Genomic DNA, 14572 nt, shown 5'->3' with positions numbered 1-14572 from the left:
CAACCCTTTGGCTGATGCCCTGCAGCGCTGCACCCCAGGCTCCGCCGGCGGGGGTCGATGACGCGCTGACCAGGGTCGCCAGCGTGGCGGAGGCCGCGTCGTCCAGGCAGGTTGCACAGATGCTGTGGGGAATACCACTGGATGCGCCGGTGGTGGTGCACGACCGCGGCTCCGGCACCAGCTGGCGGAGAAACGGCGTTGCAGGCACCGCGCTCCCCGTCGTGCTGCGCAGCGACCAGCCGCCCGCGAACACCTGCATCACGATCGATGGTGCCCCTGCGGTGCTGCTGCTTCTGCCACTGCCCGCAGAGCTGGACGGACTGGCCACGCTGCTATGGCACGAGCAGTGGCACTGCGTGCAGGCGGCCCTCGGCCTGCCTGCCGCCGAAGGTGACACGGCCCATCTGGACAACGAAGCCGGTCGCACCGCGTTGCGGCTGGAGATGCGTGCGCTGGCGCAGGCACTCTCCACGCGCGATGAGCGCCAGGCGCGCCAGCATGCGGCAGCGGCGCTGGGCTTCAGGGCATTACGTTCGGACGCTGCGGCAGCGGGGACACGCGCGCTGGACGAAGAGGCGAAGGTGGAGCGCAACGAAGGCCTGGCCGAGTACACCGGGCGCAGAATCGCCGCGGCCGCGCATGAGGGCGATGCGGTGTCCGCCGCGGTGGATGCGCTGGCCAAGGCGGATGCGTCGCAGAGTTTCGTGCGTTCGGCGGCGTACGCGACCGGACCGGCGTACGGGATGCTGCTCGACCGTTGGTCGCCGCCATGGCGCAGCAGGTTGTCTGCCCGCTCGGCATTGCCTGCGCTGCTGGCCGATGCGCTGGACGGGCCCGGCGGCGGACCCGGCATCGCAAAGGGCGATGCCGGATATGGCGCGGACGAGGTGCGCGCAGAGGAACGCGAACGCGCCACAGTGCGGGAGCGGCGCAGCGCAGGCTATCGTGAGCGTTTCCTCGGTAACGATGCGGTTCGGCTGGAACTGCGCAAACCGTCGGTGTCGTTCGATCCGCGTTCTCTCTTCCCGCTCGACGATGCCGGGACGGTCTATACACCCGTGACGGTGCGGGACGAGTGGGGCGAGCTGACGGCGGCAGCCGGTGCGTTGCTCTCCAAGGACTGGGCGCTGCTCAGCGTGGGCGGCGGCGCCGTGGAAGGCGAGGGGTCCAGGTGGTCGGGCCCCGGCTGGACGCTGGTGCTCAGCGAGGGGTGGCGCCTGGGCAGGGATGCGGGCGGCTGGCGCGTGATGAAGGCGCTGGAGGCGAGCGTGGGTGATCGGGGCGGCGATGATGAGTGAGGCATCGCATCAGATAAGGACGCACCTTCAATGCGGTGATGTCGAGCTGGCCCATGCCGTTGGCAAAGCCGCCTTGCGTGACACCCCCGACGACCCGGCCGTGGTGTCTGCGCTGCTGGAGCTCACTGCCAAGCTGCGCTCGGAATGCATGGACATGGCGATCAGGAGGATGGATGGCAGCGCCATCTACGCTGCAACGGAAGCACTTCTGCGTGAGGTCAATGTGCTCACCGGACAGGACCTGTACGGACGTTTCGGACCGTAGCGTCCGTTCAAGGCGGCTTTGTCGCCTGGCGTGCCTTGCAGCACGTCCTCCCTGCAGCAGGCGTGAAGCGGGCACCGGGTCTTTCCCGGGTCTCAGTCATCTGACGATTGCGTTCCGCGTCATCGCCTGAAGACATCGCACCCCTGTGCCCGTCGCGGCCTCAGCGCACGCCGGGCGGCAGCGCCGTGCCCGCGGATTGGCCGTCCCCACGCGGATGGGCAACGGCACAGAAATCGCTTGACCTTCCAAGCGTGGCATGCCGGACAACTGTCGCCGGAGCCGCTCCGGTTCAGCAATCCAGACATCCAACCGCAGTCGCGAAAGGCACAACGATGACAATCACGCGCACCACCTTGATGACAGTGGCGATAGGCGCCGCACTCGCCCTTGCTGGATGCAGGGAGGCCGCGCCCGGCGCGGGCTCCGCCCAGCCGCCCGGTGTGCCGGTAGCCGAGGTCGTCGTCCGGCAGGTGACTCCCTACGCCGAGTTCACCGGCTCGCTGACCGCGGTCAAGCAGGTGGAGCTTCGCCCGCGGGTCGCCGGCTATATCCAGGCGGTCAGTGTTCCCGAGGGAAGCTTCGTGGAGAAGGGCAAGGCGCTCTTCCATATCGACCCGCGCCCGTTCCAGGCAGCACGCGACGCCGCCGCGGCGCGCCTGCGCGAGGCTGAAGCGGCGTCGGCGCTTGCCCATGCCGACCATGCACGCGCCGAGCAGCTGTTTGCGCAGAAGATCGTCGCACGCAACCGGTTGGATTCGGCCATCGCCGCGCGCAATGCGGGCAGGGCACAGGTGGACGCAGCCAAGGCAGCGCTGGACGCTGCGCAGCTGGACCTGGGCTTCACCCGCGTGACCGCGCCGATCAGTGGACGAGTGGGGCAGGTGCTGGTCACCGAAGGCAACTACGTGGCGAGCGGGGTCACGCCACTCACCACACTGGTTTCGATCAACCCCCTTCATGTCTATTTCGACGTGGATGAGCGCACCTATCTGCGCTCACTGGCCGCGGGGCGAACGCAGGAACCCGCCGCTGGCGCCGAGCCTGCCAAGGTCGCGGTTGCCCTGGTCACGGACAAGGACTACACGCGCGAAGGCCGACTCGATTTCCTGTCCAACGCGGCAGACCGCGGAACGGGGACGGTGCGTGTGCGCGCGGTGATCGACAACCCGGACGGGCAGCTGACGCCCGGCCTGTTCGCCAAGGTGAGGCTGGCCTCCGGCCCGTCGAAAGAGCGTGTGCTGGTGTCTGATCAGTCCATCAGCACCGATCAGGGGCACCGCTATGTGCTGGTCGTCGGGAAAGGCGATGCAACCGAGTACCGCCCGGTTGAGCTGGGCCCGATGGTGGATGGGTTGCGCGTCATCGAGCAGGGCCTGCAGCGGGGCGACCGCATCGTGGTCAAGGGCCTGGTGCGCCCGGGCATGAAGGTGACGCCGCAGGCCAGCGCCATCGATGGTGCGCCGCTGGCAACGCCCGCGAAGAAAGGAGCAGCGCAGTGAATTTCCCGCGCTTCTTCATTGATCGCCCGATCTTCGCCATCGTGCTGTCGGTGCTGATGGTGATCGCCGGCATCGTGGCGTTCTTCCAGTTGCCGCTGAGCGAGTATCCGGCCGTCACGCCGCCGACCGTGCAGGTCACCGCGTCCTACCCGGGCGCCAACCCCAAGGTGATCGCCGAGACGGTGGCCGCGCCGCTGGAGCAGGCCATCACCGGCGTGGAGGGCATGATGTACATGTCTTCGCAATCGGCGACCGACGGCCGGATGATCCTCACCGTCACCTTCGCCGACGGCACCAACCCAGACATGGCCCAGGTCCAGGTACAGAACCGGGTGTCGCGGGCATTGCCGCGGCTGCCTGCCGAAGTGCAGCGCCAAGGTGTGGTGACCCAGAAGACCTCCCCGGACATTCTGATGGTGGTCCACCTGCTGTCACCGGACAAACGTTACGACCCGCTCTACATCTCCAACTATGCCTATCTGCAGGTTCGCGACGAACTGTCGCGCATCCCCGGCATCAGCGATGTACTGGTCTGGGGCGCGGGTGAGTACAGCATGCGGTTGTGGCTGGATCCCAGCCTCATCGCTGCGCGTGGCTTGACCGCAGGCGACGTCATCGCCGCCGTGCGCGAGCAGAACGTCCAGGTCGCTGCCGGCTCGGTCGGGCAGGCGCCCGATTCCACCGCGGCCTTCCAAGTGACGGTGAATACGCTGGGCCGCCTCACTGACGAAGACCAGTTCGGCGACATCATCATACGTACCGGCGATGACGGCCAGGTCACCCGCCTGCGCGACGTGGCACGGATCGAAATGGGCGCCGACGCCTATGCGCTGCGCAGCCTGCTCGACGGCGAGCCGGCGGTGGCCCTGCAGATCATCCAGAGCCCCGGCGCGAATGCACTGGATGTATCCGCGGCCGTGCGCGAGACCATGGGCAGGCTGGAGAAGAACTTCCCGGAAGGACTTGCCTCGCGCATCGCGTATGACCCGACGGTGTTCGTGAAGGCGTCGCTCGAGTCCGTGGCGACCACGCTGCTGGAAGCGATCATCCTGGTGGTGATCGTGGTGGTGCTGTTCCTGCGCAACTGGCGGGCCTCGCTGATCCCGTTGCTGGCCGTTCCGGTCTCCTTGATCGGCACGTTTGCGGTGATGCACCTGATGGGGTTCTCGCTCAACACCTTGTCCTTGTTCGGCCTGGTGCTGTCCATCGGCATCGTCGTCGATGATGCGATCGTGGTGGTGGAGAACGTCGAGCGGCATATCGAGGACGGGGAGGAGCCGCTGGAAGCGGCGCGGCGGGCCATGCGCGAGGTGACCGGCCCCATCATCGCCATTACCTCCGTGCTGGCCGCCGTGTTCATTCCCACGGCCTTCCTGACCGGCCTGCAGGGCGAGTTCTATCGCCAGTTCGCCTTGACGATCGCGATCTCCACGATTCTGTCTGCGGTCAACTCGCTCACGCTCAGCCCGGCGCTGGCCGGGATGCTGCTGCGACCGCGCACGATCGCGCCCCCACGTGACCCGCGCAGCCTGCGTGGCCGTGCCGAGCGGGTGTTCCAGCGGCTCAGCCGTCCCTTCGAGCGTGCACCGGATGCCTACGGTAATGGCGTGCGCAAACTCGTGCGGGTCAGTGGCGTCGCGCTGTTTATTTACGGTGGATTGCTCGCGCTGACCTTGTTCGGCTTCAAGGTGGTGCCGCCCGGGTTCGTGCCGATGCAGGACAAGTACTACCTGGTGGGCATCGCCCAGCTGCCCAACTCGGCCTCGCTGGACCGCACCGACGACGTCGTCAAGCAGATGTCCAAGCTCGCGCTTGCCGAGCCGGGCGTCGAGAGCGTGGTCGCCTTCCCGGGGCTGTCCATCAATGGCTTCGTCAACGTGCCCAACGCAGCGGTCATGTTCGTCATGCTCGATCCCTTCAAGGACCGCACGTCGCCTGATCTTGCGGCGACGGCGATCGCAGGGCGCCTGCAGGCGAAGTTCGCCGGCATCCAGGATGGCTTCCTTGGCGTCTTCCCGCCACCGCCCGTCCCCGGGCTGGGCGCGACGGGTGGCTTCAAGATGCAGATCGAGGATCGCGGCGGGGTGGGGCTGGATGCCCTGGTGCAGCAGACTCAGATCCTGATGATGAAGGCCACCGAATCCGGCCAGGTCGCCGGGCTGATGACCAGCCTGGATGTCAACGCGCCGCAGCTGGACGTGGTGATCGACCGGACCAAGGCCAAGAGCCAGGGTGTGCCTCTGGCGGATGTCTTCGAGTCACTGCAGGTCTACCTGGGCTCGCTGTACATCAACGACTTCAACCGCTTCGGTCGCACCTACAAGGTCACCGCCCAGGGCGACGCCGAACACCGCATGCAGGCCGAAGCGATTGGTCAACTGCAGGTGCGCAACGCCGCCGGTCAGATGCTGCCGCTGTCATCATTCGTGACGGTCACGCCGAGCTCGGGCCCAGACCGTGTCATCCACTACAACGGCTACCCCTCGGCCGATATCTCCGGCGGCGCGCCGCCCGGGGTCAGCTCGGGCCAGGTCGTGGCAGTGATGGAACGCCTGGCCAAGGAAGTACTGCCCGAGGGCGTGAGCTTTGAATGGACCGAGCTGACCTACCAGCAGAAGCTGGCCGGGGATGCGGCGCTGTACATCTTCCCGCTGTGTGTGCTGCTCGCCTACCTGATCCTCGCTGCGCAGTACAACAGCTGGTTGCTGCCGTTGTCGGTGCTGCTGATCGTGCCGATGTGTCTGCTCAGCGCGATCGGCGGCGTCTGGCTGATGGGGGGCGACAACAACGTGTTCGTGCAGATCGGCCTGATCGTCCTGGTGGGCCTGGCGGCCAAGAACGCGATTTTGATCGTTGAGTTCGCCCGCACCCTTGAGGAGGACGGATGGAGCACCGTGGATGCGGTGGTGGAAGCATGTCGACTGCGGCTGCGTCCCATCGTGATGACCTCGCTGGCCTTCATCGCCGGTGTCGTGCCGCTGGTGCTGGCGACCGGTGCGGGCGCGGAGATGCGCCAGGCGATGGGTGTCGCGGTGTTTGCCGGGATGCTGGGGGTGACCGTGTTCGGCCTGTTCCTGACGCCCGTGTTCTATGTGGTGATCCGCCGCATTTCGTCCCGCTTCGAGAGGCGCAAGGGCGGCGCCAGCCATCCTGCACAGGAGCGTGCGTCGTGAACGATCGTCGCCGCAGGATGTTCCTGCTTCCTGTTGCCGCAGGCGTGATGCTGTCCGCCTGCGCGTCGGTGGGGCCCAACGTCTCCTCGCCATCGCTGCCCGAGGTGCCGTCAGCGCCGTTCCCCACCGAATTCCGGGTGGGATCGGCCGGGCTTTCGGCCGGTGCGGTGGACGCGGCGTGGTGGCGATCCTTTGATGATCCGGTGCTGAGCTCGCTGATCCAGCGCGCATGGGCGGCCAACCATGACATCGGGCTCGCCGCCGCACGCCTGGACGAAGCCAAGGCGATGCTTCGCGAGAGTCGGCAGGGCTTCCTGCCACGCGGCAGCGTTGGCGTCGGGCATGAGAACCGTCGGCTCGGCGAGGTGGAGCGCGGGCCGGGCCAGGCACGCAGGACCGAGACCTATCGGGCCGCCGTCGATGCGTCCTGGGAGATCGACCTGTTCGGCCGTGTCCGCCGTTCGGCGGAAGCGGCACGGGCCGACGCCGGGTCGCGCGAAGCGCTGCTGCGTGACGTGCAGGCCAGCGTGGCGGCGGCGGTGGCGGCCACCTGGTTCGAGCTGGGCGGGCTGGAGGCGGAGCTCGGCGTGGTGGCCGAGATCACCCGGCGCCAGCGTGACAGTCTGCGGCTGGTCGAGGGGCTGGTGGAGGCCGGCTCGGCCAACGAGGTCGACCGGCTGCGCGCGGACGCGGCGCTGCGCGCCGTTGAAGTGGTGGCGCCCGAACTGGCGCACCGCCGCACCGTGGCCTCGAACGCGCTGGCCCTCCTGCTGGGTGAGACACCGCAGACCTTCGTCGCACCCTCGACCGTGACGGCACGCGACGAGCTGGCGGTCCGCAGAATCGCCGTGGGTGATCCCGCCGCGCTGCTGGCACGGCGCCCGGATATCGAAGCAGCGGAGTTGAGCCTGGCGGCAGCGACGGCACGCATCGGGGTGGAGACCGCGGGGCTGTATCCCCAGATCGAGGTGCAGGGATCGATTGGCGTAGTGGCCGGCAGCCTGGGCTCCACGGGCGGTAGTTCCGCACTTTCCAGCCTTCTCGCACCGCTGCTGCGCTGGTCCTTCCTGGATGGTGGACGGGTCCGCGCCCGGATCGCGGCGAGTGAAGCACGTGCCAGGGAAGCGCTGATCCGGTACGACCAGACCGTGCTGCGCGCACTGGAGGAAACCGACAACGCGTTCGGTGCCTTCAGCTCGGCCGGCGATGCGCTGCAGCTCCGGCTCCAGGAAGCATCCGCCACGGGTCAGGCAGCACACCTTGCACGCGCGCAGTTCGCCCACGGGGAGGGCATCTATCTGGATGTGCTGGATGCGGAGCGGGCCGACTTCGCCAGCCGGCGTGCCCTGGTGGTAGCACGGACCAACCAGCGCTTGGCCATCGTCAGCATCTACAAAGCGCTGGGCGGTGGCTGGCTGCCCTGCACGCGGGAAGAGATCGACTGCAGTGGTGCAGGCGGCGCCCCGGATGCGCGATTCAGCACGCTCATGCCGACGCCTTAGACCTATCTGAAGGAGACCGCCATGATCACCACATCCCATCCCCCCGTCATTCTCTACACGACACCGACATGCCCGGATTGCCATGCGCTGAAAGCGTGGCTGGATCGCCAGGGTGTCGTGTTCGTAGAGCGCGACCTATCGGTCCACCAGGTGATGGAAGAGGCCAAGGCACGCACCGGCGTGCGGATAGCGCCGATCACGCTCGTGGGCGAGTCGGTCTTTTACGGCACCTTCCCGACCCAGAGGCCGTTGCTGACCACGGCGCTCGGTCTGACCGCTGCCCCTGAGCGACAGCCATGACCCGACACATTGAAATACGCTCTGCAGGACGGACCCTCGCCGTGCCGGAGGGAACCACCATACTGGACGCCGCGTTGGCCGCGGAGGTGGCGTATCCGCATGGCTGCCGCTCAGGTCGCTGCGGCTCCTGCCTGTCCCGCGTGATCAGCGGGAACGTCGTGCACCTGGAGCACAGTCGCTTCGCACTCACGGACGAGCAGAAGGCCCGGGGCCTGTTCCTGGCGTGCCGTGCGCTGCCGGGAAGTGATCTGGTTGCCGCCTACGCGGGTGATGTTGAAGCATGGCCTTCGCCTGCGATGCAGCGCCTTGATTATCGGGTCGAGGCGATCGAAACCCTGACCCATGACATCAAACGGATCCGGCTCGCCACCGGCGGCGCCGCGCTGGCCTTCAAGGCCGGCCAATATGCGCGACTGACATTCCCGGGCGTTCCACCGCGCGATTATTCGATGGCCGGCGGTGCGCTCGATGGCGAGCTCGATTTCCACATTCGCCGCGTGCCGGGCGGCGCCGTGACCGAATGGATCCACGCATCGCTGAAGCCAGGAGATCCCGTGCGGGTGGAGGGGCCCCTCGGGGTCTCCCATCTGCGCAGCCAGCACGATGGCCCGATGCTCTGTATCGCAGGGGGCTCGGGCCTGGCCCCCATCCAGGCGATCGTGCACGGGGCGATCGCGGCGGGCATGTCGCAGCCGATGCATGTCTACGTGGGCGCACGCGCCCTCCATGACCTGTACCGGGTGGCGCACTTCCAGCGACTGGCGCAGGCCCACCCCAACCTGACGTTCACCCCTGTGCTGTCCCACGATGAGCAGCAGACGACGTGGCGGACCGGCTGGGTGACCGATGCCGTGGCCGCGGATCATCCGGATGTTGAAGGATGGAAGGCCTATGTCGCCGGGCCGCCGTTGATGGTGGAGGCGGCCATGCGCGTCCTCAGCGCGGCGCGCCTGCGCGCGGAAGATCTCCACGCCGATGTGTTCTTTACGCCGGAGACGGCTGCATGAACGGAAACCAGGGCGCAGGTGGAGAGTGCAGAACAGGTGATTGACATTGCCACGCTGTCAACGCCGAAGGTGGTCGCTGTACCACTCAACCAGGAAAAGACCATGCTTCAGTTCAACATTCCCAATATGACGTGCGGGTCCTGCGCCAGGCCGGTGAGAGATGCCCTGCTGAGCGTCGACCCGCTGGCGCAGATCGAGACCGACACGCCGGCGCGACAGGTGCGCGTCGAAACCGCACTGGACGAAGCCGCCTTCATCGCGGTGCTGGCAGAGGCGGGGTATCCGCACCAGCCGCAACCGCGGCTGTAATTCCCTTTCTCAAGGAGAAACGTCACATGTTCATGAAACAGCTTGTCACCTTCGGCGTCGCCGCCCTCGGTACCGTGGCCGTGCCGTCTTCGGCGTCCGATGCAGCGATCAAAGGCGCTTTTGCGCTTTCCGGTACGACCGAAAAAGTCATCGCCGAACTGTCGGTCGAGGAGACCGGTCCGCTGTCCCGCGATCTGCTCATCACCTTCGCCGACAAGACGACCGGAAAGCGCATCGCGCAGTTTGACGAGGAGCTGTCGCAGGAGCTGCATGTGCTCGCGACCGACAGCGCATTCTCCACCTTCCTGCACGAACATCCCGGAAAAGCGGGGCCGGACGGTCAGTTCCGGGTCGCGATGACCTTCCCCAAGCCGGGCGTTTACCATGTCTTCGCCGACGCAGTACCCACCGGGCTGGGCCAGCAGGTGGTTCGATTCGACGTCAACGTGGCTGCCCCTGCCGGCGGGACATCCCTCCAGCCGGTTTCGGCCCCCAGGGAAGGGACCGATGGTCCGTATACCGTCCAGCTGGACAAGGCCGGCCTGCAGGCGGGCAAGGAAAGCATGTTGAACCTGACGGTGCTGAAGAATGGCAAACCGGCGCAGGACCTGGGCCTGTATCTGGGCGTGCCGGCGCATGCGGTGTTCGTGGGCACCGATGACCTTGCCTATGTCCACGCGCATGCGATGTCCGCCGATGCCGCCACAGGTGCACACGGCGGGCACGGCGCAGCGCATCCGCAGACAGGGCCGGTCCCGGCACGAATGATGCTCCACGCACAGCCGCCTCATGCCGGTCGATATGCACTCTGGATCCAGTTCATGGCCAGTGATGAAATCCGGACGGTACCGTTTGTCGTGGATGTTGCGAAGGGCTCGTAGGCCGCCGCTCCAACGTCCCTGTCGCCGTGGCTGGGGTGGACCCCAGCCACACCTATGGGCGCTGAGCGGTGGCAAATCCAGTGCGTCATGCTGGACGGACGCGTCTTCTGCCACGAAGCAGCAGGCTGCCCGCCGCACAGGCAAGCATGGCGACGCCGGCCACCAGAAAGGCGTCGCTGTAGGCAAGCAGCAGCGCCTCGCGATGGACGACCCGGTCCAGAATCGCAAAGGCCTGCTGCCGATCCAGTGCGTGGCCACTGCCGTAGAGGGCTGTGGCACTTTCCACCGGCACCTTCGCGAGCATCCTGACCAGCTCGACCACACGCAGCTGGGTCGCCTCCGCGAACGGCGACACCGATTCCCCGATGTGCGACGCGTGCAGTCGTTCCCGGGTCACGATGAACTGGCTGGCCACCGCGATGCCGATGGCACCGCCGACATTGCGCACCATCGAGAACACGCCCGCCGCCGAGCCAAGTTCCGCGTGCTCAAGCCCCTCTACGGCCATCACACTGAGCGCGACCACGATCAACGATTGACCGATGCCGCGCACGATCAGCGACGGTACGATGACGTTGCTCGCCGCATTGGCATCCAGGTGGATGTTCATCAGACAGCCCACCGCCATGATGACGAATCCCAGCACGATGGCCGTCCTCACGCTCGTGCGTCTCATCAGCGGCGGCGTAGCGAAGGACATGATGAACTGCACGATGCCGTAGGGAATCATGGTCAGCCCGATCTGGCGCGCGTTGTAGCCATGCACGTCGGAAAAGTAATTGGGGATGAGGAACACCACCCCGAAGACCACGGCGCCAAAGGTGAACTGCATCAGGCTGGCCAAGCCGAAGTTGTAGCTGGAAAGCAGGCGAAGATTGAGGAATGGCTCCTCGCGGCGGAGCTCGATGACGACGAACGCCACCAGGCCGACCGCGGCGACGAGGGAGGCCTCGATGATGAACGACGACGAGAACCAATCCTTGCGTCCGCCTTCTTCCAACATGATCTGCAGTGCGGACAGACCCAGCGCCATGGCGATGATCCCACCCCAGTCGCCCTTCCTGAGCTTTTCCAGCGCCATCGGCTCCGGCCGGATCGACCAGCCGATCGCCGCCAGAAGCAGCAACCCGGGGGGGACCTGGAGATAGAAGATCGCGCGCCAGGAATAGGCATCGGTCAACCAGCCGCCGAGCGAAGGCCCCGCGGCCTGTGCAACGTTGTTTGCAATGGCGAACAGCGCCATGCCGAAGGGATGCCTCGAGGAGGGCAGCTCGGTCACGATGAGCTGGAAGGAGAGCGGGATGAGAACGCCGCCAAAGGCACCCTGCAGGGTGCGCGCCAGGATCATCGCATTGATGTTGGGTGCTATCGAGCAGGCCATCGAGAAGAGCACGAAACCCGCAGCCCCTACCATCAGCACGCGGCGGACGGTGAATACCGCCGCCAGCCACGCCGCCAGCGGAATCACGATGATCTCCGCCACGAGATAGGCGGTGGTGATCCAGGAGCCTTCTTCGAAGGTGGCGCCCAGCGAGCCGCGCACATCCGGCAGCGACGCGTTGGTGACATGGACGTTCATGCCCGCCATGAAGCATCCGACCACGCCGCCGATGACCGCGACCCAGGAGCGCAGGGAGACCGAATCTTCGCCAGGCAGTGCAGTGGCCGCAGTCATGGATTGGATCCCGGCCGGGTATTGATGGACGCCACGACCGACATTCCCGGCCGGAGACTGGAGAGCCTCGGCTGGTCGGCATCCACGGCGATGCGCACCGGAATGCGCTGAACGATCTTGGTGAAATTCCCGGTGGCGTTATCCGGCGGCAACAGCGCAAACTGCGCACCGGATGCAGGCGCGAAGCTCTCGACACGGCCTTTCAGGACACCTCCACCCAGCGCATCGACCTCCACCTCTACACGCTGGCCGGGGGTGACGCCCTGCAGCTGTACTTCCTTGTAGTTGGCGACGACATAGACCTCGCTGGGTACGATCGCCATCAAAGGGCTGCCCGGACCCACGTACGCTCCCACCCGCGCGGCGCGTTGACCGATGGTTCCTCCCATCGGCGCGCGGATCACGGTGTGTTCGAGATCAAGGTTTGCCAGGGCCAGGCCGGCTTCGGCCTGTAACAACGCTCCGCGCGCCTCATCCAATGCGGCGGTGGATCGGCGCTGTTCTGTCGCCAGCACCCTCGCATAGGCTCTGCTCGCCTCGGCGGTGGCACGCGCTGCCTGCACAGCGGCCGCGGTCCGCTTCGCACTGGCATCGGCCGCCTCCAGATGCCGTGCATCGGAGGCCTGTTGGCTCTCCAGCGCCCGTTCACGCCGATACTCCAAGGTCGCTTGCCGATGATCGGCCTGGCGAGCCTGCACATCTGCGGTGGTCGCGGCGATCACACTGCGCTGCCGCTCGCCTTGCGCATCGAGATTGGCAATGGCCGCGTATTGCGCGGCCATTGCTGCCTTTGCGGCAGCGACCGCACCCTCGGCCCGGGACACGCGCATGCGGTAGTCCCGATCATCAAGCGTCGCCAACACATCGCCCTTGGCGACGCGCTGGTTGTCGCGCACGCCCACGTTGACGATGTAACCGGTGACGCGCGGACTGATGGTGGCGATGTCCGCCCGGACGTAGGCGTTATCGGTGCTGACCACGAAGCGGCCGGCCGTCCACCATCGGATGCCTGCGCCACCGGCAGCCAGCAGACACAGCGCGATCGCGCCCATTGCCGCGGGGCGGCGTGTCTTGCGGATCAGCGAAGCGGGCGCATCGGCATGTGCGCTGCGGGAAGAAGTTGTATTGGTCATGTTGGCTATCAGAGGAGGGCGAGGGGGAGAATCAGCGCGCAGCATCGGCAGCACGGGTGATCACGGGTCGGGATACCGCGGGCGCCTGTTCCCAGCCGCCGCCGAGGGAACGGAACAAGGCGACCTGGTCCAAGGCAACGTCGGCCTCCGCCGAGGCGAGCATCGCTTCCGCCTCGACATTGCGGCGCTGCGCATCCAGCGCATCCAGTTCACTTATCGCGCCGGCGCTGCGGCCGACCCCGGCCAGGCGGACGGCTTCGCGGCTCTGCTGGGCAGCGGTAGCGAGGGCGCCGTGCCGGCGTACTGCCGCCGCGTAGGTGGCGAGCGCCTGCTTCACGTCTTTCAGTGCCGTCAGGATCACGGCGTCGAAGCGTGCAAGTGCGGCCACTTCCTGGGCCTCGGCCTTCGCTATCTGCGCCCGCGCGGCGCGGCGGTTGGGAAAGTGCCAGGAAAGTGTCGGCCCCAGACCCCAGACGATCGAGCCATGATTGCGCATGCCGTCCACGGTCGGCGCGGAGCTGGCTGCCGAACCCAGGATAGACACCGTCGGATACAGATTGGCCATGGCGACGCCGATGCGCGCGGTACTGGCTTCAAGGCGGCGCTCCGCCTCGCGGATATCCGGTCGGCGCTGGAGCAGCGCTGTCACGTCCCCGATCGGGATGGGTGCCGTCAGTTGAGGCACGCTGACACAGCCGGTCGCAGTGGTGGACAGATGGTCCGGGGGACGCCCGGTCAACACGGCCAGTTCGTACAGCGCATTCTGCCGCGCGGCTTCGATGGCCGGAATGGCCGCACGTGCCTGTTCCATCAGCGCTGCCCAGCGCGCGACGTCCAGTGAGGTCGTGCCACCGACATCACGCAGTGCGGTTTTCAGTTCCAGGCTGCGCGTCACTACGTCGAGCGATCGTTGCGCTACGTCTGCGCGCGCGGCCAAGCCACAGCTGTCCAGGTAGGCACGCGTCGTTTCGGCGGCTACTACCACGCGCACACTGTCTTCAGCGGCCAGGGTGGCCGCCTCGTCGGCGTGGGCGGCCTGAATGCTCCGGGCGATCTGACCAAACAGGTCGAGCCGCCAGCCTGATGAGAAGCCTGCGGTGTAGCGCTGTCCGGTGCGGATCTCGGTTTGATCCAACGCGGCCGCTAGCTGGTCGCTGACCGTGCTGCCATACCCAATGTCGCTGGACACGGTCGTGACCGGCAGGCGACTGTCCTGGCGTTCCAGAAGCACGGTATGGGCTTCGGCGAGCGTCGCGGAAGCGACCCGCAGATCGCGGTTGTTCTGCAGCGCTTCGATGACAAGAGCATCCAGCGTGGGGTCCTGATAGAGGCTCCACCATCGAGCCACGGTGGGCAGGCCCACGCTCGTGCTGCCCGATGGGTTCAACGATGGCGCTGCGTCGAGGGTGGAGGCGGGGGGCCGGGTTGGACCCATGGCGCATCCGGTGAGGGCGGTGGTCGCCAGAAAACACAACAAGAGCGGACGGGGAACGATCATGGACGAGGGACTTGTGGATGTCGTGGAGCCAA

Annotated in this window: 12 protein-coding genes; 9 read left to right on the top strand and 3 right to left on the bottom strand. The window is 66.7% G+C overall.

Annotation, left to right across the window (positions count from 1 at the left end):
• Nucleotides 1-119: 119 nt before the first annotated feature.
• The 9 genes from ACTT2I_RS09505 (at nt 120) to ACTT2I_RS09465 (ending at nt 10234) form a co-directional block, all read left to right on the top strand.
• On the top strand, nt 120-1298 hold the full coding sequence (locus ACTT2I_RS09505) for a hypothetical protein (RefSeq protein WP_421099825.1): 1179 nt from the start codon (nt 120-122) through the stop codon (nt 1296-1298).
• Complete coding sequence (locus tag ACTT2I_RS09500; protein ID WP_421099826.1) at nt 1291-1563, top strand: hypothetical protein; 273 nt, start codon at nt 1291-1293, stop codon at nt 1561-1563. Before ACTT2I_RS09505 ends, ACTT2I_RS09500 begins: the two co-directional genes overlap by 8 nt.
• Nucleotides 1564-1895: 332 nt before the next feature.
• A complete protein-coding gene (locus ACTT2I_RS09495; protein WP_421588917.1) occupies nt 1896-3062 on the top strand; it encodes an efflux RND transporter periplasmic adaptor subunit in 1167 nt (388 codons plus the stop codon).
• The gene (locus ACTT2I_RS09490) at nt 3059-6235 is read left to right on the top strand and encodes an efflux RND transporter permease subunit (RefSeq protein ID WP_421099827.1); all 3177 of its coding nucleotides are present in this window, start codon (nt 3059-3061) and stop codon (nt 6233-6235) included. The genes ACTT2I_RS09495 and ACTT2I_RS09490 overlap by 4 nt, the downstream gene beginning before the upstream one ends.
• A complete protein-coding gene (locus ACTT2I_RS09485) occupies nt 6232-7737 on the top strand; it encodes an efflux transporter outer membrane subunit (protein ID WP_421099828.1) in 1506 nt (501 codons plus the stop codon). Before ACTT2I_RS09490 ends, ACTT2I_RS09485 begins: the two co-directional genes overlap by 4 nt.
• Before the next feature lie 21 nt (nt 7738-7758).
• Entirely contained in the window at nt 7759-8037 is a 279-nt protein-coding gene (locus ACTT2I_RS09480) for a glutaredoxin family protein (protein WP_421099829.1), read from the top strand.
• The gene (locus tag ACTT2I_RS09475) at nt 8034-9044 is read left to right on the top strand and encodes a 2Fe-2S iron-sulfur cluster-binding protein (RefSeq protein WP_421099830.1); all 1011 of its coding nucleotides are present in this window, start codon (nt 8034-8036) and stop codon (nt 9042-9044) included. The genes ACTT2I_RS09480 and ACTT2I_RS09475 overlap by 4 nt, the downstream gene beginning before the upstream one ends.
• A 36-nt stretch (nt 9045-9080) precedes the next feature.
• Complete coding sequence (locus ACTT2I_RS09470) at nt 9081-9353, top strand: heavy-metal-associated domain-containing protein (protein WP_253247687.1); 273 nt, start codon at nt 9081-9083, stop codon at nt 9351-9353.
• Between the two features lie 26 nt (nt 9354-9379).
• Nucleotides 9380-10234, top strand: a complete 855-nt coding sequence (locus ACTT2I_RS09465) for a hypothetical protein (protein ID WP_421099831.1) — start codon at nt 9380-9382, stop codon at nt 10232-10234.
• Nucleotides 10235-10319: 85 nt separating this feature from the next.
• Here ACTT2I_RS09465 and ACTT2I_RS09460 read toward each other — a convergent pair whose 3' ends face one another.
• Genes ACTT2I_RS09460 through ACTT2I_RS09450 form a run of 3 tightly spaced genes read right to left on the bottom strand, consistent with a single transcriptional unit; the run spans nt 10320 to nt 14540 of the window.
• A complete protein-coding gene (locus ACTT2I_RS09460; protein ID WP_421099832.1) occupies nt 10320-11909 on the bottom strand; it encodes a DHA2 family efflux MFS transporter permease subunit in 1590 nt (529 codons plus the stop codon).
• Nucleotides 11906-13042, bottom strand: coding sequence for an HlyD family secretion protein (locus ACTT2I_RS09455; RefSeq protein WP_421099833.1), 1137 nt, complete (start codon nt 13040-13042; stop codon nt 11906-11908). The genes ACTT2I_RS09460 and ACTT2I_RS09455 overlap by 4 nt, the downstream gene beginning before the upstream one ends.
• 31 nt (nt 13043-13073) lie before the next feature.
• Nucleotides 13074-14540 carry an efflux transporter outer membrane subunit gene (locus ACTT2I_RS09450; protein WP_421099834.1) on the bottom strand — a complete coding sequence of 489 codons (1467 nt, stop codon included), beginning with the start codon at nt 14538-14540 and terminating at the stop codon, nt 13074-13076.
• Between the last annotated feature and the right edge of the window lie 32 nt (nt 14541-14572).

Source organism: Stenotrophomonas sp. PUT21 (assembly GCF_052232875.1).
Classification (GTDB): Bacteria; Pseudomonadota; Gammaproteobacteria; order Xanthomonadales; family Xanthomonadaceae; genus Stenotrophomonas; species Stenotrophomonas maltophilia_N.
Note: the sequence above shows the minus strand (reverse complement) of the source record. Positions and strands in the feature narration are given on the sequence as shown.

Excerpts from the sequence above, each read along its gene's own strand:
- ACTT2I_RS09505 (WP_421099825.1), top strand. The coding sequence starts at position 120 with ATGCTGTGGGGAATACCACTGGATGCGCCGGTGGTGGTGCACGACCGC.
- ACTT2I_RS09500 (WP_421099826.1), top strand. The coding sequence starts at position 1,291 with ATGAGTGAGGCATCGCATCAGATAAGGACGCACCTTCAATGCGGTGAT.
- ACTT2I_RS09495 (WP_421588917.1), top strand. The coding sequence starts at position 1,896 with ATGACAATCACGCGCACCACCTTGATGACAGTGGCGATAGGCGCCGCA.
- ACTT2I_RS09480 (WP_421099829.1), top strand. The coding sequence starts at position 7,759 with ATGATCACCACATCCCATCCCCCCGTCATTCTCTACACGACACCGACA.
- ACTT2I_RS09475 (WP_421099830.1), top strand. The coding sequence starts at position 8,034 with ATGACCCGACACATTGAAATACGCTCTGCAGGACGGACCCTCGCCGTG.
- ACTT2I_RS09465 (WP_421099831.1), top strand. The coding sequence starts at position 9,380 with ATGTTCATGAAACAGCTTGTCACCTTCGGCGTCGCCGCCCTCGGTACC.
- ACTT2I_RS09460 (WP_421099832.1), bottom strand. The coding sequence starts at position 11,909 with ATGACTGCGGCCACTGCACTGCCTGGCGAAGATTCGGTCTCCCTGCGC.
- ACTT2I_RS09455 (WP_421099833.1), bottom strand. The coding sequence starts at position 13,042 with ATGACCAATACAACTTCTTCCCGCAGCGCACATGCCGATGCGCCCGCT.
- ACTT2I_RS09450 (WP_421099834.1), bottom strand. The coding sequence starts at position 14,540 with ATGATCGTTCCCCGTCCGCTCTTGTTGTGTTTTCTGGCGACCACCGCC.